We start from the raw sequence: 19315 nt of genomic DNA on the forward strand, positions 1-19315 counted from the left end.
GGCAGGGCTATCCGGCCCCGTGGGCACGCTGTCGAAGCGCGAGGACTTGCTCGCTCGGCGACGTCGCCAGCTCGCTCCGCACGGTGTGGATGAACCGGTCGAGCACGGCGACGGCGCGCACCGTGTCGCCTTGGCGCACGCTGGCTCCGGCGAGGGCGAGGACCGCCGCTTCCGAGTAGGGGTCGCGGTCGAGCAGCTTGGCCGCGAGCTGGCCGACCTCGAAATCGAGCCCGATGGCCTGAGACAGCTCGAGCAGGTGCGTGAGGATCGTTCGATGCTGTCGTTCGGCCGCGTCGCGGTGCCCGGCGATCGCGTCCTCGTAGACGCCCTCTGGGAGGAAGCCCCGCTCGTGATAGCGGAGGGCGCGCTGATAGCTGCCGATGGCGACCGCGTCGTTTCCGGCCGCGCGCGCCGCATCCGCGTGTCGAAGCAGGTGTTCGACCTCGAGGAGGTCGGTCCACCAGTGGCCGGCCGGGTCGAACAGGTACCGGCCGTGCTCGTCGACGAGCACGAACGTCGATTGCCGGGGATTGGCCGAGGGCTCGAGGAGCTGACGTAGGCAGTGCACGGTGACGCGCAGCGTGCTGGATCGGCGCGCGTGCGGTTGGTCGGGCCAGAGGATCTCGGCGAGAGCGGCGCCGCTGCGCGGGGTGAGCGGATTGAGCAGGAACCACTGCAGGAGTTTTCGTGCGCTCGCGCGGGGCCAGCGTGGATACCCGATGGCCTGGTCGGAGCGAGTGACCTGGAACGGGCCGAAGAACTCGACGCGGTAGGGGGCATCGGCGGCGAGGCACCAGTGTCCGGTCGAGGGGGTGGTGTGGGGGGCGGAAATCGGCATCGCGAATCAGCTCCTTTCGTCCGGGGAGCCACCGCGGCGTGGTCGTTCACGGTTATACCCGAACCGCGCGATGTTGTCTCGAGATGCACTGTGAGACACGGTAATTCGGCGATCGTCCAGTTTCACCGTGGGTAAGAGCGGTGTAACCGCCACTGGGCAGGGTGGCCATCGTTCGCCGGAAAGGAGAGCGATGTCATGACCCCAGCAGACCCACGTATCGCGACGTTGTCCGAGCAGCAGCGAGCCACTCTCGCCGCCGCTCTGCAACAGCGGCTCGACCGCCAGTCCGAGCATCCCGATCTCTACGACGTCGTTGTCGTCGGTGGTGGTGCCGCCGGGCTCACCCTCGCCCTGCAGATCCGGCGGGCCAGGCCGAACGCGCGAATTCTCGTGCTGGAGCGGCAAGCCCACCCCGTCGCCGAGACCACGCACAAGGTCGGTGAATCCACCGTGGAGATCGCCGCCTACTACCTGCGCGACGTGCTCGGTCTCGCCGAACATCTCGCCACCCGCCAGATCCGCAAGTTCGGGCTGCGGATGTTCTTCAGCAACGGCGACAACTCCGACCTCGCCCAGCGGCTCGAAGTCGGCGGATCACAGTTCCCGCCGCTGCACACCTACCAGCTCGATCGCGGCAGGCTGGAGAACGAACTCGCGACGCGGTGCCGGGACGCCGGCGTCGAGTTCGAGTCCGGTTGCCGGGTGACCGAGGTCGAACTCGGATCCGGCGGCGGAATCCACCGTCTCGTGCTGACCGGTGGCGCAGGGGAGCGGACGGTATCGGCGCGCTGGGTCGTCGACGCGAGCGGGCGCAACAAGCTGTTGCAGCGAAAACTCGGCTTGCGCAAGGACGTCGAGCACACTGCGAACGCGGCGTGGTTCCGCATCGCCCATCCCATCGACATCAACGACTGGGTGGGCGACGATCCCGCCTGGCGGGACCGGCTCACCGAAGGCGATCGCGCGGTCTCCACCAATCACCTCATGGGTAACGGCTACTGGGTGTGGCTGATCCTGCTGGCCTCGGGATCGATCAGCATCGGCATCGTCGCCGAGGACTCGATGCATCCGATGACGGAGTTCAACACGTTCGACAAGGCGCTGGCCTGGCTGCGTGAGCACGAGCCGCAGTGCGCGGCGGCGGTCGCGGCGCATCAGGACGAGGTCAAGGACTTCCGGCTGATGAAGAACTACGCCTACAGCGCCGAACAGGTGTTCTCCGGCGTCGATCGCTGGTGTGCGACCGGCGAGTCCGGCATCTTCCTCGATCCGCTGTATTCCCCTGGCCTCGATCTCATCGCGATCAGCAACACACTGGTCACCGACATCATCGTCCGATCCATGGACGGCGAGGACGTGACCGGGCTGGCGCAGATCCACGACGCGATGTTCCGGCGGCTCACCGAGATGTGGTTGGCGATCTACCAGAACCAGTATCCGGTGATGGGTAACGCCCAGGTCATGACCTCGAAGGTCATCTGGGACACCGCGTTCTACTGGGGTGTGTTCGGCCTGCTGTTCTTCCAGGACAAGTTCCGGTTCATCGGATCCCGGCCGGAGATCGCGGCGGGGTTGGCGCGGCTGACCGACATCAGCAACAGGATGCAGGCGTTCTTCCGGGAGTGGGAGTCGATCGACGAGAGCCGGCTCGAACGCGGATTCGTCGACCTGTACGCGCCGCTGAACTTCATGGTCGAACTGCACACCGGGATGGCCGACGAGCTCGGCGACGCCGAATTCGAGGAACGGTTCGCGGCCAATATCCGCCGGTTCGAGCAGTTGGCCGGGCAGTTGGTGAGCACCGTGATCGCCGCGCACACCGGCCGTTACGACCGCGACGACGTGATCACCCAGATCCAGCGCTGGCAGCGGGATCCGCTCATCGCGCAGATGCTCGCTACCTACCACAAACAGCGAATCACCGATCCGACCAGCGAAGGCTGGATGACCCTCGCGGCGAGCCAGGACCTCGCCGCCGAGCGAGATGCCGAGGCGAACTATGTCTGAACAGGAGACCGAGCACGTCGACGTGACGATCCTCGGTGGCGGAATCACGGGTCTCACTCTGGCCCTGCAGTTGAAGCGCGCCGAACCCGAGCTGTCGATCGTGGTGCTCGAACGGCTGCGGCACCCGGCGCCTGAAGCCACGCACAAGGTCGGCGAGTCCAGTGTCGAGGTGCAGGCCCACTACCTGCGCGACGTGCTCGGCCTGACCGAGCATCTCGACAACGATCAACTGCGCAAGAACGGCCTGCGGATGTTCTTCCCGGCCGCGGGCAACACCGATATCGCGCGCCGGGTCGAGTACGGACAGAACGACGAGGCGCCGCTGCCGTCCTACCAGCTCGACCGCGGCCGGTTGGAGAACCACCTCGGCGAGCGGGTCGCCGCGCTCGGCGTGCGGTTCGAGCAGGGGGCGCAGGTCAGCTCGGTGGATCTGCGCGAGGACGGGTCCGACCACACCGTCGAGTTCCGCCAGGACCGGACGGGTCGCCGCATCGCCAGCCGCTGGGTCGTCGACGCCACCGGCCGGACCGGGCTGCTCAAACGCAAACTCGATCTCGCCAAACCAGTGGACCACCGCGCGAACGCCGTGTGGTTCCGGATCGAGCACGAGATCGATATCCACCAGTGGTCGGCCGAGCCGCAGTGGCGCGCTCGGGTCGAGGACTGGATGCGCAGGCTGTCGACCAATCATCTGATGGGTCACGGATACTGGGTGTGGTTGATTCCGCTGGCCTCGGGCTCGACCAGTGTCGGCATCGTCGCCGACGCCACGATCCACCCCATCGAGGGATTCAACACCCTCGACCGCGCCCTCGAATGGTTCCGCACCTGGGAACCGCAGTGCGGTGACACGGTGGCCGACCTGCGCGACCGGGTCCAGGACTTCCGGGTGATGCGCGACTACGCGTACGGGTGCAAACAGGTCTACTCGGCACACCGCTGGGCCTTGACCGGGGAGGCGGGCGTCTCGATCGATCCGCTGTACTCCTCCGGCGGCGACCTGATGGCCATCAGCAACGGCTTGATCACCGACCTGATCACCCGCGACCGCGCCGGCGAGGACATCTCCACCCTCGCGGTCGCGCACAACCAGGTGTATCTGGTCTTCGCCGAGATCTGGCTCGTCGCCTACGCCGGGCTGTTCCGGATCATGGGCAATCCGCAGGCGATGGTGGCCAAGGTCATCTGGGACACCGTGATCTACTGGGCGGTACCGGGACTGCTCGCCTTCCACGACGCGATCCGCCGGCTCGCGGCCAGCCCCAGCGCGTTCCTGAGCCTGCAGCGGACCTGGACGGTGCACGCGCGCGTGCAGGCGTTCCTGCTGGAATGGCACGACGTCGCCGAGGTGAGCGCGAGCGATATCTTCGCCGACCCGTACACCCTGCTGACCTGGCTGCGTCCGTTGCACGAGGACATGGCGGCGGGACTGCCCGACCCTGAGCTCGACGCGCGGTTGGCGTCGAACGTGGCCTTCCTCGAACAGCTCGCCGGTCAGTTGTTCAGCCGCGCGATCGAGGGATTGCGCGCCGACGGTCTCGGCGAGCACGAACAGATCGCGGCCTGGTCGGCCGACCCGCTGGTCACCGACCTGATCGCCGCGTATCGGCAACGCGATCCCGGCAATCCGGTCGACGAGCGGTGGACGACCCTCGGCCGGTTCGGTGCACACGAGGAGGTGCGGGCATGAACGACATGTCATCGCTCGAGAACGGTGCGGACGTCGTCGTCGTCGGCGGCGGTGTCGCCGGGCTGACCCTGGCCCTGCAGCTGCGCAAGGCCCGTCCGGAGACTTCGATCGTGGTCGTGGAACGCCAGCATCACCCGGTGCCGGAAGCCACACACAAGGTGGGTGAATCAACCGTCGAGATCGCCGGCTACTACCTGCGCGAAGTACTCGGCCTCGGCAAACATCTCACCGAGGAGCAGCTGCCCAAGTTCGGGCTGCGGATGTTCTTCAGCAACGGCGACAACAGCGACATCACCCAGCGCGTCGAACTCGGGCACTCGGTGCGGCCCGCGGCAGCGGTGGGCACCTATCAGCTCGATCGCGGCCGGTTGGAGAACGCGCTCGGGCGTTCGCTGGCCGAGCACGGGATCAGGTTCTGTTCGGGCGCGCGGGTCACCGCGATCGAAATGGGCGAGGGCGACGCGCCACATCAGGTCACGGTCGCGGGTGCCGACGGGCACAACACGACACTGACCGCGACCTGGGTCGTGGACGGCACCGGCCGCAACGGGATGCTCAAGCGGCGCTTCGGACTGAGCAAGCGTTTCGAGCACGAGGCCAACGCCGCCTGGTTCCGCATCGCGGCCCCGCTCGACATCGACGACTGGTCCGACGATCCGGCCTGGCGCGGGCGGATCGTCGAGGGCCGCCGGGAACTGTCGACCAATCACCTGCTCGGCGAGGGCTATTGGGTGTGGCTGATCCGTCTGGCCTCCGACGCGATCAGCATCGGCATAGTCGCCGATCCGCGAGTGCACCCCTTCACCACGTTCAACTCCTTCGCCAGGGCGCTGGACTGGCTGCGGGCGCACGAGCCGCAATGCGCGGACATGGTCGCCGCCCACGCCGACGAGCTGGCCGACTTCCGGGTGATGAAGGACTACTCCTACGGCTGCGAGAAGGTCTTCTCTGCCGAGCGCTGGTGTCTGGCAGGGGAATCCGGGCTGTTCCTCGACCCGCTGTACTCGCCGGGGCTCGACCTGATCGCGGTGAGCAACGGCCTGATCACCGACCTGATCTGCCACGCCCTCGACGGCGACGACGTCGCCGACCGGGCCGCCATCCACAACACGGTGTTCCTGCTGCTGGCCGAAGGCTGGCTGGGCATCTACGACAAGCAGTACCCGCTGATGGGCAACGCGCGGGTCATGCTCGTCAAGGTCATCTGGGATACCGGGGTGTACTGGGCGGTGCCCGGACTGCTGTTCTTCCACGACCAGCTGCGGCGGCTGGTCGACCGGCCCGCGATCGTGGTGGGGCTCGGCAAATTCGGCACGACCAACGCGGTCGTGCAGCGATTCCTGCGGGAATGGGCGGTGCTCGACGACAGCACCGACCTGGATCCGTTCATCCGCTTCTACGACTTCGACTTCATGCCACGACTGCACCTGGGGATGACCGCCGACCTGCCAGAGGAGCGCTTCGCCGAACAGTTCGCGGCCAATGTGCGCTTCATCGAACAGTTGTCCGGCCAGCTCATCGCCGAGGTCAGCGCGGAATTCGCGGCCTCGGACCAGCCTGCCAAGCGCGAGCAGGCCGCCCGCTGGCTGGCCGACGAGACGATGCGGACGCTGATCGCGATCTACGAGCAGGAGAACCCGGCCAACCCGGTCGATCCGGCCTGGATCACCCACGATCGACATCGCCAACTGGCAGTCGCCGAGGAGAGCCGATGACGTCCGGGCCGCCGGCCGCGGAATTACGCGACCGGCTGACCCAGCTCTCACCGGCCGAGCGGGCCGCGCTGCTCGACCAGTTACGTCCCCCGGCGAGCACCGATCGGCGGTGGGCGCGCTACGGCGAGAAGCCGGATCCGGGCCTGCGGGTGTTCTGCTTCAGCTACGCGGGCGGCGGACCGTCGGTGTTCCGGCCGCTGGCCGAGGTGTTGGCAGGCACCGATATCGAGGTCTGGTCGGCGCAGTTGCCGGGGCGCGGGGTGCGGGCCGACGAATCGGCGCATCGGCGCATCGATCCGCTCGTCGACGAGTTCGGCGCGGCCATCACCGCACACCTGGACCGACCGTACGTGCTGCTCGGCTACAGCATGGGGGCTTTGGTTGCCTTCGAGCTGACGCGGTGGCTGCGTGCGGAACAGGCGCCGCCGCCTGCCGCGTTGCAGCTCGCCGCGTTCCGGGCGCCGCAGCTGCCGAACCCCAATATCAAGGTCCACTACATGCCCGACGACGTGCTCAAAACCATTCTGGTGAAGGAAGGGACGCCGCCTGAGGTCGTCGCCGACGACGAGCTCATGCGGGTGGCGTTGCCGACCTTGCGTGCCGATCTCGAACTGTGCGACACCTACGGTTTCGACCGGCAATCGCCCCTCGACCTGCCGATGTCGGTGTACGGCGGGGAGTTCGACGTGCGGGTGAGCCGCACCGACCTCGAACAGTGGCGGATCCAGACGACGGGGCCGTTCCAGCTGACCATGTTCGCCGGTCCCCACTTCTTCATTCACAGCGATCGCGACGGCCTGTTCTCCCACCTCGCTGGGGAACTGGCCGAGATCAGCGCCGCGCGAAAGGGACAATCATGACCGATCTGCCACTCGATGCCCCCGAACCTCTCGCGATCGTCGGCATCGGATGCCACTTTCCCGGCGGGGCGGTTGATCCCACCACGTACTGGGAACTGCTCTGCGCGGGTGTCGACGCGACCGGCGAGGTACCCACCGACCGCTGGGACGTGGGCAAGTTCTACGATCCCGATCCGGTCAAGCTCGGCAAGACGACCACCTTCCGCGGCGGCTTCCTCGACCGGGTCGACCAATTCGATCCACAGTTCTTCGGCATCTCGCCGCGCGAGGCGGTCTGGCTCGATCCGCAGCAGCGATTACTGCTGCGCACCGCGTGGGAGGCGCTGGAGGACGCGGGCGAACCGGCCGAGCGGCTCGCGGGCACCGACACCGGGGTCTTCATGGCCGGATTCACCCTGGACTATCAGCTCCTGCAGAACTACGGCGTACAGAGCCGCTATGAGCTGCAAGCGCATTCGGCCACCGGGATGATGATGACGATGCTGGCCAACCGGGTCTCGCACGCGTTCGACCTGCGCGGCCCCAGCCTCACCGTCGACACCGCGTGCTCGGGTTCGCTGGTCGCGTTGCATCTGGCCGCACAGAGCATCTGGAACGGTGAGTGCGCGACCGCGCTGGTCGGCGGCGCCAATGTCATGCTCGCCCCGGACATGTACATCGCCGAGTCCAAAGGCGGGTTCCTCGCCCCCGACGGGCGCTGCAAGGCGTTCGACATCTCGGCCAACGGATACGCGCGCGGCGAAGGCGCCGGAGTCGTCGTGCTCAAACCGCTCAGCCGCGCGATCGCCGACGCGAACCCGATCTACGCCACCGTCGTCGGCTCCGGTGTGTCCCAGGACGGGCACACCAGCGGCATCACGGTGCCGAGCGGCCGGGCGCAGGAGTCGGCGATGCGGCAGGCCTATGCGCGCGCCGGCGTGCGGCCGGGTCAGGTGCAGTACGTGGAAGCCCACGGCACCGGAACACCGGTCGGCGATCCGATCGAGGCGGGCGCGATCGGCGCCGTGCTCTCGGGGGAGCGGGACTCGAGCGAGCCGCTGGTCATCGGGTCGGCCAAGACCAACCTCGGTCATCTGGAAGCGGCCGCAGGCATCGCCGGACTGATCAAAGCCGCGCTCGCGCTCCGGCATCGCACGATCCCGGCGAATCTGCATCTGCACGAACCGAATCCGGCCATCGACTTCGCCGGAATGAACATGCGGGTACAGACCGAACTCGGTCCGTGGCCGGTCACCTCGGGAGTCAGGCACGCCGGGGTCAACTCCTTCGGCTTCGGCGGTACGAACGCGCACGTGGTGCTGCGCGAAGCGCCCGAGCCGCTGCCCGCCCCGAACGAGGAAGGGTCCGGCCGCCGACACCAGGTGATCCCGCTGTCGGCCCGCAGCTCGGCGGCCCTGATCGACACCGCCCGCGCGCTGCGCGAGTTCCTCACCGGTGCCGATGTCCGGCTGGCGGATGTGAGTCACACGAGCGCGTTGCGGCGCAGCCACCACGACCATCGGACGCTGGTGGTCGCCGAGGACACCGCCGAGGCCCTCGCCCGGCTCGATCGGTTCATCGCCGATCCCGATCCGGACGGTCCGCTCGCCGCGAAGGCGGTGGCAGCGCCCGAGCGCAAGCTCGCGTTCGTCTGCTCGGGCATGGGACCGCAGTGGTGGGCGATGGGGCACGAACTGTTGCGCACCCAGCCGGTGTTCCGCGCCGTGGTCGAACGCTGCGATACCGAGCTGGCGCGCTACACCGGATGGTCGCTGCTCGAACGGATGCTCGCCGACGAGCACTCCTCGCTGATGGCCGAGACCGAGCTCGCCCAGCCGGCCAACTTCGCGATCCAGCTCGGTCTGGCCGAGCTGCTGAAGTCGTGGGGCGTCGAGCCCGACGCCATCGTCGGGCACAGCGCGGGCGAAGCCGCCGCGCAATATCTGGCCGGGGTGCTGAGCTTCGAGGACGCGGTCAAGGTGACCTACTACCGCAGCGCCCTGCAGCAGCGGGCCAGCGGGCAGGGCCGCATGCTCGCGGTCGATCTGACCGAGGAGGCCACCAACCGCGGCGTCGCGGACGCGGGTCCGCTGGTCTCGGTCGCGGCGGTGAACAGCACCAGCGCCGTCACCCTCTCCGGCGACGAGCAGGTGCTGGGCGAAATGGCGCGCCAGCTCGCCGATTTCGGGGTCTTCCACCGGTTCCTCAATGTGCGCGTGCCCTATCACAGCCACTACATGGACCCGTTGCGTCCCGACCTCGAGCTCGGCTTGCGGGACCTGGACACGGCGCGGGCCCGCGTGCCGCTGTACTCGACGGTCACCGGAACCCGGATCGACGGTCGCGACGTGAACGCGGGCTACTGGTGGCAGAACGTGCGTGCCACCGTGCTGTTCGCGGCCGCGGTCCGGCAGATGATCGCCGACGGCTACACCCATTTCGTCGAGCTGAGCCCGCACCCCGTGCTGGCCGGTTCGGTGACCGAACTGCTCGCCGAGGCGGACAAGACCGGGTTCGTCGCGCCGACCCTGCGGCGCAAGGAATCCGAGAACACGACCCTGCTCGGCGCGGTCGGCACGGTATATCGCCACGGGCACCAGGTGGAGTGGTCCGCACTGACCGACCCCGACGCCGCCTTCGTCCGGCTCCCGAACTACCAGTGGCAGCTCGAGACCTACTGGAACGAGTCGATCGAGGCCACCGAGGACCGGCACTACCGGCAGTCGCATCCGCTGCTCGGGCAGCGGCTCAACGCCGCCGACCAGGTCTGGGAGCGGGAGCTCAGCGTGGCGACACTGAGCTACCTCGACGACCATCGAGTCCAGAACTCGGTGGTGCTGCCCGGCGCCGCCTACCTCGAAATGGCTGTCGCCGCCGCTGATCTCGCCTACGGCGCAGGCACGTACTCGGTGACGGGTATCGAACTGCGCAAAGCGCTGGTCCTCGGCGCCGTGGCCGACGCCCGGCTACGGACCACGCTCGACCTCGACGACGGCTCGGTGGTCTTCGCCAGCTTCCTGGCGACCCCGAACGGCGGCCGGGAATGGACCGTGCACGCGACCGCCCGGCTGACCAAGGACCGGGCCGACGTGGCGCACCACGACCTCGCGGCCGTGCGCGCCCGCTGCGCCGAACACCTCACCGCCGCCGACTTCACCGAGCGCACCACGGCGATGGGCTTCGAGTACGGCCCGGCGTTCCGCTGCGTGACGGCGGTCGAGGCCGGGCCAGGCGTCGCGATCGGCCGGATCACGGTGCCTGAATCGCTCGACCTGAGCGGCTACCACTGTCATCCGAGCCTGGTCGACGCCGCGTTCCAGCTGACGTTGGCCGCGGCCGACCGCGACGGTGAGCCGGTGCCGTACCTGCCCGTCGGGATCGATCGGGTCACCTTCGTGGCGCCTCCGACCGAGGACATGCGCGCGGTCGTCGAGGTGACCAGCGCCGATGCCGCCGACATCTGCGGCGATATCGCGCTGTGCGCCGCCGATGGCCGAACCCTGGTGGAAATCAAGGGATTCCGGGCGCGGTCGCTCGCCGCGGCGACCGGGCTCGGCGTCGACCAGATCGACCGCACCCTCTACGAGATCGGGTGGACGCCGCAACCGCTCACCGACACCGCGAGCGGCGAGCCGGGCCGGTGGCTGATCTTCACCGACGCCTCGGGCGTGGGGGAGCGGCTGGCCCGGCGGGTGCGCGACGCCGGCGGTGCGGCGACTCTGGTCCGGGCCGGGACGGTGCGCGATGTCCTCGCCGAGGACGGCGCGTTCGTGATCGCGGCGGCCGACCGCGCGCACTACGAGACAGTGCTGGCCGAACTGCCCGAGATCGACCAGGTCGTGCACCTGTGGAGTCTGGACGCGGTCTTCGCCGAGAACGATGCGGTGGCCGCGCTCGCGGCGGCCCAGGACACCGGCGTGCACTCGGTCACGGCGCTGATGCAGGCGCTCGCGGCGAGCGAGAGTCAGCGCCCGCGCGTATGGCTGGGTACGCGGGGCGCGCAGGCGGTGGCCGGGCACCCGCGCGCGATCGCGGTCGAACAGGCACCGCTGTGGGGCCTGGGCCGGGTGATCGGCCATCAGGAGTTCGCCTCGGCGTGGGGCGGGCTGATCGACCTGGACGCGAGCGCGCCGATCGACGAGCAGGCGGTGTCGCTGTTCGCCGAGATCACCGCGGGCGACGTCGAGGACCAGATCGCCTTCCGCGACGGAACGCGGTTCCTGGCCAGGCTCGTCCAGAGCGACACCCTCACCCACCCCTTCCCCGTGCGGCTGCGTGCCGACGGTGGATACCTGGTGACCGGTGGGCTCGGCGCGCTCGGCCTGCTCGTCGCCGGATACCTGGTCGAACAGGGAGCCGAGGACCTGATCTTGCTCGGTCGCACCCCGATGCCGGCCCGCGAGGAATGGGAAGCCCTCGACCCCGCCGACCCGCGCGCCGCCACCGTCACCGCGTTGCTGGCGCTGGAGGCCAAAGGTGCCCGGCTGAGCATCGCCGCCGTCGACATCGCCGACGAACACCGGGTGCGCGAGTGGTACGCCGACTACCGGGCACAGGGGAAGCCCATCCGGGGTGTCGTCCACACGGCAGGACTGGTCAGCGACGAACTGCTGGTCAGGATGTCGCGCGAGACCTTCGACCGGGTGCTCGCGCCCAAACTGCTCGGTGGCTGGCTCGTGCACCGCGTGTTCGCCGACGAACCACTCGACTTCCTCGTCTACTTCGGTTCGACCGGTTCGACCATCGCCCAGCCGGGACAGGGCAACTACGCCGCGGGCAACGCCTTCCTCGACGCGCTCGCCGCGCACCGCACGGCGGCCGGTCTGCCCGCGATGACCATCGGCTGGGGTCCGTGGTCGATCGGCATGGTCGACGAACTCGACCTCGAACAGGTCTATGCCGACCAGGGCATCGGCCTGATCACGCCACGGGCCGGTGTCGCCGTCCTCGGGCGGCTGCTGTACCAGCGCGCCGCCCACGTGGTAGCCGTCACCGCCGACTGGGCGACCGTGCGGGCCGTGGCGGGCAACCTGCCGCCGTTGTTCGCCCAGCTCGGCACCGCCGCCGACGCGGGATCGGCCGGTATCGACGGGTCGCTGCTCGACACCCTCGCCGCGCTCCCGGCGCCGCAGCGGCCCACCGCCCTGGCCAGGACCCTGCATCAGGTGACCGCCACGGTCCTCGGTCTCGGTGTCGCGGACTTCGGCGAGGACGACCCGCTCAGCAGTCTCGGTGTCGACTCGATGATGGCGATCCAGATCAAACGCCGCCTCGACCCCGCGCTGTCGATCGACCTGCCGGTCCTCGAACTGCTGGAGGGCAGCACGATCACCAGCCTCACCCAGCGGGTGCTCGGTCTGGTCTCGTTCGGCGACACCACCACCGAGGCCGACACACCCGCCGCGCCGAGCTCGCCCGCAGCAGGCCCCGACGACGAGTTGGCGGCGCTGCTGGCCCAGGTGCCCGCCGACGAGCTGGAGCGGCTGATCGCCGAGCTGGCCGACGAATCCCCGAAGGAATCCTCACGATGATCACCAAAGTTCTCACCGCTGTCGTCCGGCGGACGATGGGTCTGACCCCGGAGACGTTCTACGCCATCGTCGCCGACCGTATCGGCCCGCAACCCGACGAGGACGAGATCTGGGCCGCCATCAAGCCGGTCCCGGCCACGCTGCTCGACGGCTTCTACGCCGCCATGGAAACCCCCGACCACCGGCGGCTGCTCCCGCGGCTCGACGAGATCGCGCCGGACCTGCGCGGGCTGGCCTACGAGGGCGCGGGCATGGGCCTGGCGGTGCTCGACGTCGTGCTGCCGTACAAGCGCCGCCTGCCCGAATTCCTCGCCGGGCCCGGCGCGCCCTACCGCATGCTCATCCATATCGGCATCGGCGTCGCCCTGCCCCGGCTGCCGCGGAACCCGGTCCGCTACCTCGACGACGTCGACCCGTTCCTGCGGTGGATGGTGCTCGACGGGTACGGCTTCCACGACGGCTTCTTCGCCATGGAACGCACCCTCGATCGGCAACTGATCCCGGCCGGGTTCACCGGTTACGCGCGCCGCGCGTTCGACCAGGGCGTCGGTCGCAGCATGTGGTTCACCACCGCCGCCGATGTCGAGCGGGTCCTCGCCGCCGTCGACGCGTTCCCCATCGCGCGTCAGGGCGATCTGTGGAGCGGGATCGGGGTGGCCTGCGCCTACGCCAAGGATGTGACGACGCGGGAGATGGTCGAGGCGTTGGCGGCCGGCGCGGGTCCGCACGCGTCGCACTTCGCCTGCGGGATCGCCCTCGCCGCCGTTCTGCGCCAGCAGTCGGGTCTGCCCGCCCCGCACACCGATCTGGCCTGCGATGTCGTGTGGGCCAGATCGGCGAACGAGGTGGCCGCCGAAATCGCGCTGCCGACGAGCACGGAGCTGCCGGAGCTGCCCGATCAGCCTGCCTACGAGGTATGGCGCACCCGGATCCGGCAGCGGTGGCACAGCCTCGCCGACGCCGAACAGCTCGGCCGCGAGGTTCGGTCATGACCGTGTTCGGCGCGCTCCGCGAGACAGTGTTCGGGATCCCGTCCGCGGCGGCCGTCGGCAATCGGCGCGGCTTCACCCCCGAGGCGCTGACCCATTTCGAGCCGGTCGCGAACGCGCTCATCGCCGGCTACAACGGGACCCTGCGCGATCCGCGCTTCCCCGCCATCACCGACAAGGTCGCCGCCGTAGACCCGGTGCTACGTGGATTCGCCTACGAAGGCGTCGGTATGGGTCTGGCGGTCCTCGACACCCTGTCGCCGGGGCGCCCCCGGCTACCCGACTTCGTCGCGGGCCCCGGCAAACGGCATGTCGCATTGCTCTACATCGGCGCCGGCCTGGCCTACGCGCGGATGCGCCGGTTCCCCGAGGCCGCTGTCGGTGGACTCGACCGTGTCCTCGGCTGGTTCGCCGTCGACGGCTACGGCTTCCACGAGGCGTTCTTCCACTGGGCGAACACGGTCGAGCGGCATCGGGTGCCGAGCCGGTTGAGTGCCTACGGCGCGCAGGTCTTCGACCAGGGGGTCGGGCGCGCCCTGTGGTTCACCAGCGGCACCGATGTCGAACGGGTCGCGCGGCTGATCGCGGCCTATCCGGCGGACCGGCACGGTGATCTGTGGAGCGGGGCCGCGGCCGCCTGCGCCTACGCGGGTGGGGCCGACGCCGGGCTGGTGGCCGCGCTGCTCGACCTCGCGCCGGACCATCGACGGCGCATGGCAGGCGGTGTCGCGATGGCGGCCTTCGGCCGCGAGCTGGCAGGCAATCAGGCCGGCCATACGGACCTGGCCTGCAAGGTCATCGCCGAGCACAGCGCCGAGGAAACCGCGCGGATCGCCGACCTCGCGTACCGGGCGGCATCACCGCTGAGCGTCGCACCGGCGCACCAGATCTGGCGCGCCCGCATCGATGACGAACTCGCCGTTGTCCATTCAGAAGGGAAATAGCACGATGTCGATCACCATCGAGGAGATCTTCGAGCAGTTGCCGACGCGGTTCATCGCCACGGCAGCGGTGGGTTTGACCAAGACCCTGCAGTGGCGGATCACCGACGCCGCCGAGCCGGGCGTGTGGGCGTTCGAGATCGCCGAGGGTGCAGGGCGGGTCATCCCCGGTGGCGTCGCCGAACCCGACACCACCTTCACCACCACCAGCGAGGTCTGGGTCGGCGTCGCCGACGGCAGCCGGGACGCCATGCGCGAGTTCCTCACCGGCACACTCAAAGTCGAGGGCGACATGACCCTGGCGTTGAAGGTGCCCGAGTTCTTCGAAACCCCCACCGACGCCGAAACCGCCTCGGCAGCCGAGGCGGAGGGCTGAGCCCATGCCCTCGTTGCTCGAGATCACGACACACTTCTTTCTGCAGATCGCGGTCATCCTCGTGGTGTACCGGCTGCTGTGGATGGTGTTCCGGCGTCTGGCTCAAGTCCAGGTCGTCGCGATCATGGTCGCCGGATTCGTGCTCGGCCCCTCGCTGCTCGGCTGGCTGTGGCCCGCCGGGCAGCAGTGGCTGTTCCCGACCGTCCTGGCGGTCGGCGACGCGACCGTGACCCATCCGAATCTGACCGCCATCTATGTCGTCGGCCAGCTCGGGCTCGTGCTGTACATGTTCATCGTCGGCGCGTCCTTCGATGTCGGTATCTTCCGGTCGCATTTGCGTGAGGCGGGAGCCACCGCCTCCGCGGGGATCGGCATCCCCCTCGTGCTCGGCGGGGCGATCGGCTGGTGGATGGTGAGTCAGGGCGGCTATTTCACCGACAAGGTCAGCGGCTGGCAGGGCGGACTCTTCATCGGTTCGGCGATCGCCATCACCGCCTTCCCGATGCTGGCCTGGATCATCTACGACTCCGGCCTGCTGCACACCCGGCTCGGCACGCTGTCGCTGTCGTGCGCGGCGTTCGACGACGTGTGCTCGTGGATGCTGCTCGCCGCGGTGGTCGCCACCACCAAAGCGAATATGTTCGGCGCCGTTCTCGCGATCGGCGGCGGGGCGGTCTACCTGCTGTTCATGGTGACGATCGGCCGCAAGCTGCTTGCCCGGTTCGCCGACGGGCGCCCGGCCCGCCGCGACGCCGAGCGCAGCGGTGGGCTGCCGATCACGCCGTTGACCACGGTCATCCTGGTGATCGTGCTCGGCGCCTGGTTCACCGACTACGTCGGGATCTACTCGGTCTTCGGTGCGTTCGTCGCCGGCACGGTCATGCCTCGCGGCCCGTTCCTCGAGTCGATCCGGGAGCGGTTCGAGCCGCTGGTCGCCTACCTGCTGCTGCCCGGCTTCTTCATCTACTCCGGCCTCAACACCGAGCTCAGCTTGATCCTCGAACCGGGCGTGCTGGTGATGGCGCTGCTCGTGTTGCTGTTGTCCTTCGCGGGCAAGTTCGGCGCGATCGGGCTCGCCGCACTGGTCCAGGGGATGAGCAGACGAGAATCCATGGCGATGGGCGCGCTGGCCAACGCGCGCGGACTCATGGAGCTGATCTTGCTCAATATCGGCCTCTCGGCCGGGCTGATCACCGGTGAGCTGTACACGATTCTCGCGATCATGGCCATCGTGACCACGTTCGTCGCGACCCCGGTGCTGCGCATGGTCGAACGGTCCGCGTGGCGCAAGGGCGTGGTCTTCGGCCCGACCGGCGAGGAACCGCTGCCCGCCCTCGGCGAGGAGGACCGCGTGCGCACCTGACCGTCCGCACGGCCTCGGCCGTGCGGACACCGGTCGTTTTGGTGCAGCCTGCCCTGTCATTGCTCGCCAGGTTGATGTGGTTCAGGCGCGGACGGCTTCACGGTCTGGACTGGTCGCTGACGGTGCGGTGCGGGGCCAGGTCCAGGCGAGGCGCAGGATGAGGGCGAGCAGGAGTACCTCCAGCACGATGCCGAGGCCGTAGAAGAGTATCCAGGATTCGCCCACCACGTTGAACACCGTGACGGGGACGTAGAGCACAGGCACGATGAGGTTCGCGGTGCGGGCCATGGCGGCAGGCAGTGTCGCCGAGAGCACGATCATCAGGATCGGGATGGCCATGAGGGTCAGCGACGTGGTCGAAAAGGTCTGGGAGAGATCGAATTCGAAGACCCTGCCGTCGAGGATCTCCTGGATCACGCCGGGCGTGAAGAAGTTGAGGATGTCGACGTAGGCGTACAGGAACATGAAGCTCGTCCACGCTGCGGCGAGCTTGGCTCGCACCGGGATCGGCTGCTCGTGGAGTGCGGTGGTGGATCGCGGTGTGCTCATCATGGGCTCCGTTGTGGTGGGGATTCGGTAGGTCAACGATCGCTGCGCCCGGCGGCGGGCACACCGGCCAGGAGGCCGGAGTTCACCCGGCCGATGGCATGATCGCGCGCTCGTACTTTCGGCGGATACATCCAGGCGCGCCGATCCCTATGCTCGAGCCATGGTCACTGTCCGGCGCTCGGTCTGGGATGAGCCGCGGCCTGCCGACGCCCCACCCATCGGGCGTCTCGACTGGCTGCTGGTCGGCGTGTTCGCTGCCGCCGCCCTGGTCGAGACCGTCGTTCGATCCGACTCGGCCTGGCGGCCCCTGGCCGCGGTGCTCGCCCTGGCGCTGATACCTGCCCTGCTCCGGCGGCGGAGCAACCCCCTGACGGCGGCCCTGGTGGGATGGGGCATCGCCGGACTCCTCGCGGTTGTCGAGCTGATCACGCACGCCGGGAACCTCGACCCCTACGCCATGATGGCCGACTTGATCCTGCTCTACGCCCTGGTGCGATGGGGCTCGGGACGGGAGGTGGTGGTGGGGACGGCGTTCGTGACCGTCGTCGTCGCGCTGGGGATGTACGCCACTTCCGTGGGCTGGGCCGACGTCTTCGGCAGCAGCGTCCTGTTGCTGTTGATCATCGCCCTCGCCGCGGTGTTCCGCTACCGCGCCGACCTCTGGTCCCGCCAACAGCGCGAGATCCGCAACCAGGAGCGGGTGGCGCTGGCGCGCGAGCTGCACGACACCGTGGCCCACCACGTCTCGGCCATCGCGGTGCAGGCGCAGGCCGGTGGTGTGGTCGCCCGTAGCAGGCCGGAGAAGGCTGTCGAGGTCCTGGCCGCGATCGAGTCCGAAGCATCGCGAACACTGGCAGAGATGAGATCCATGGTGCGGGTGCTGCGTGACGAAGATTCTGTCACCTATTCACCGCAGCCGGGTGTCGCGGACCTGCCCGCCCTGGCACGCGCCGACGCGACACCCACCGTCGAGGTCTGCCTCGACGATTCGTCGACCCGGCTGGCACGACCCGTGGACACCGCGCTCTACCGGCTCGCGCAGGAGTCGCTCACCAACGCCGTCCGGCACGCCAAGAGCGTGACTCGCGTCGGGATCGATGTCCGTCGCGAGGGTGACACGGTCCGGCTGCGGGTCAGCGACGACGGACAGACCGGGCCGGGGCCGGTCCCGGAGCCGGGATTCGGCCTGCGCGGGATGGCCGAACGCGCCCAGCTCCTCGGCGGATCGCTGCGCGCGGGACCGGGGCCCGCGGGTGGCTGGGTGGTCGAGGCGGTGCTGCCGGTGGCGGTGCGGCCATGAGCATCCGTGTCGTCGTGGCCGACGACCAGGACCTGGTGCGGACCGGGCTGGTGCTGATTCTCGGCGCGCAACCAGGTATCGAGGTCGTCGGGGAGGCAGCAGACGGGCTCGCCGCACTCGACCTGGCGACCCGGCTGCGTCCCGACGTCCTCCTCGTCGACATCAGGATGCCCGGGCTCGACGGCGTCGAGGTGACGCGGCGCCTGGCCGGGCCCGGCGTGCCGAGTCCGATGGCGGTCGTCGTGATCACCACCTTCGACCTCGACGAGTACGTCCTCGGCGCCCTGCGCGCCGGCGCCCGCGGCTTCCTGCTCAAAGACGCGGGGCCGGAGCTGCTCGTGCAGGCCGTCCACGCGGCGGCCGACGGGGACGCGCTGATCGCCCCCAACGTCACCCGCCGACTACTGGCGACCTTCGCCGACCAGTCGCCGTCGATACCGATCCAGCCCATCGACCCGCTCACCGAGCGCGAGGAGCAGGTGCTCGCACTGGTGGCGCGCGGCCGGACCAACGCCGAGATCGCCACCACGCTGTTCGTCGGCCTGAGCACGGTCAAAACCCATGTCGCCTCGTTGATGACCAAGCTCGCCGCCCGCAACCGCGTCGAGATCGCGATGTGGGCATACGCCACCAGACGCGTGCGAGCCGATTAGCGGTACGGATCGCAGTGTGCGGGTAGGCGGTTCGGTAGGTACTTTGCTCGCCGCGATCATCCTGTGGCTCGCCCGACGGCCGGGCACGTTCCGGGAGACGTTCGCCACCGGCTGGCGCGGCACTCTTCCACCTGCAGTCGGCGAACCCGACTGCACCGAGGTGTTCGAATGGTTGCGCGGCCTGGCGATCATCGAACAGGGGCCGTCGGGCCTCGCCCCGCACGACATCGCTCGCGACGTTCTCGACGCCGACCTGCGCTGGCGCGACCCCGAGTCCTACGTCGACATCCATCGCCGCGTCCGCAATCACCTCATCGGTCTTCTCGACACCGCCGAACCGGTCGCCGATCTGATCTTCCTGCACCGGCACGACCCGACGATCTCGCAGTACTGGGACTGGTCGACATTCGGGCGTGCCTACCCCGACCGGTTCCGCCCGGCCGATCGGGAGTCGATCCTGGCGATGACGAAGCGCCATCAGGGCCCGACCAGGCCGACCTGGTCGACTTCTGGCTCGCGCGCCA

13 protein-coding genes are annotated in these 19315 nt (G+C 69.0%); 11 read left to right on the top strand and 2 right to left on the bottom strand.

What is annotated here, in order from left to right; all coding sequences use genetic code 11:
- Window positions 1–7 precede the first annotated feature (7 nt).
- A complete protein-coding gene (locus ACFOW8_RS23560; RefSeq protein ID WP_378553627.1) occupies window positions 8–838 on the bottom strand; it encodes an AfsR/SARP family transcriptional regulator in 831 nt (276 codons plus the stop codon).
- 195 nt (window positions 839–1033) lie between these two features.
- On the opposite strand from ACFOW8_RS23560, the gene ACFOW8_RS23565 reads away from it, so the two are divergent.
- From ACFOW8_RS23565 to ACFOW8_RS23605, 9 genes are read left to right on the top strand one after another with little or no spacing between them, the layout of a single operon-like run.
- Window positions 1034–2845: an NAD(P)/FAD-dependent oxidoreductase gene (locus tag ACFOW8_RS23565; protein WP_378553629.1), complete on the top strand. Its 1812-nt coding sequence runs from the start codon at window positions 1034–1036 to the stop codon at window positions 2843–2845.
- On the top strand, window positions 2838–4535 hold the full coding sequence (locus ACFOW8_RS23570) for an NAD(P)/FAD-dependent oxidoreductase (RefSeq protein ID WP_378553630.1): 1698 nt from the start codon (window positions 2838–2840) through the stop codon (window positions 4533–4535). The genes ACFOW8_RS23565 and ACFOW8_RS23570 overlap by 8 nt, the downstream gene beginning before the upstream one ends.
- Window positions 4532–6250 carry an NAD(P)/FAD-dependent oxidoreductase gene (locus tag ACFOW8_RS23575; RefSeq protein ID WP_378553631.1) on the top strand — a complete coding sequence of 573 codons (1719 nt, stop codon included), beginning with the start codon at window positions 4532–4534 and terminating at the stop codon, window positions 6248–6250. The genes ACFOW8_RS23570 and ACFOW8_RS23575 overlap by 4 nt, the downstream gene beginning before the upstream one ends.
- Entirely contained in the window at window positions 6247–7110 is an 864-nt protein-coding gene (locus ACFOW8_RS23580; protein ID WP_378553632.1) for a thioesterase II family protein, read from the top strand. The genes ACFOW8_RS23575 and ACFOW8_RS23580 overlap by 4 nt, the downstream gene beginning before the upstream one ends.
- Window positions 7107–12620: a type I polyketide synthase gene (locus tag ACFOW8_RS23585; protein ID WP_378553633.1), complete on the top strand. Its 5514-nt coding sequence runs from the start codon at window positions 7107–7109 to the stop codon at window positions 12618–12620. The genes ACFOW8_RS23580 and ACFOW8_RS23585 overlap by 4 nt, the downstream gene beginning before the upstream one ends.
- Window positions 12617–13612, top strand: a complete 996-nt coding sequence (locus tag ACFOW8_RS23590) for a DUF1702 family protein (RefSeq protein WP_378553634.1) — start codon at window positions 12617–12619, stop codon at window positions 13610–13612. The genes ACFOW8_RS23585 and ACFOW8_RS23590 overlap by 4 nt, the downstream gene beginning before the upstream one ends.
- Window positions 13609–14553: a DUF1702 family protein gene (locus tag ACFOW8_RS23595; protein ID WP_378553635.1), complete on the top strand. Its 945-nt coding sequence runs from the start codon at window positions 13609–13611 to the stop codon at window positions 14551–14553. Before ACFOW8_RS23590 ends, ACFOW8_RS23595 begins: the two co-directional genes overlap by 4 nt.
- 4 nt (window positions 14554–14557) lie before the next feature.
- Entirely contained in the window at window positions 14558–14926 is a 369-nt protein-coding gene (locus ACFOW8_RS23600) for an SCP2 sterol-binding domain-containing protein (RefSeq protein ID WP_378553636.1), read from the top strand.
- 4 nt (window positions 14927–14930) lie between these two features.
- Window positions 14931–16289 carry a cation:proton antiporter gene (locus ACFOW8_RS23605; protein ID WP_378553637.1) on the top strand — a complete coding sequence of 453 codons (1359 nt, stop codon included), beginning with the start codon at window positions 14931–14933 and terminating at the stop codon, window positions 16287–16289.
- A gap of 81 nt (window positions 16290–16370) precedes the next feature.
- On the opposite strand, the gene ACFOW8_RS23610 is transcribed toward ACFOW8_RS23605, so the two are convergent.
- Window positions 16371–16838, bottom strand: coding sequence for a DUF6326 family protein (locus tag ACFOW8_RS23610; protein ID WP_378553638.1), 468 nt, complete (start codon window positions 16836–16838; stop codon window positions 16371–16373).
- Between the two features lie 160 nt (window positions 16839–16998).
- Here ACFOW8_RS23610 and ACFOW8_RS23615 point away from each other — a divergent pair, with 160 nt between their 5' ends.
- Entirely contained in the window at window positions 16999–18138 is a 1140-nt protein-coding gene (locus ACFOW8_RS23615) for a sensor histidine kinase (protein WP_378553639.1), read from the top strand.
- Entirely contained in the window at window positions 18135–18791 is a 657-nt protein-coding gene (locus tag ACFOW8_RS23620) for a response regulator (RefSeq protein WP_378553640.1), read from the top strand. The genes ACFOW8_RS23615 and ACFOW8_RS23620 overlap by 4 nt, the downstream gene beginning before the upstream one ends.
- Window positions 18792–19315: the final 524 nt, after the last annotated feature.

Origin of the sequence: Nocardia rhizosphaerae, from assembly GCF_042650365.1 — a bacterium.
Lineage (GTDB): Bacteria > Actinomycetota > Actinomycetes > Mycobacteriales > Mycobacteriaceae > Nocardia > Nocardia rhizosphaerae.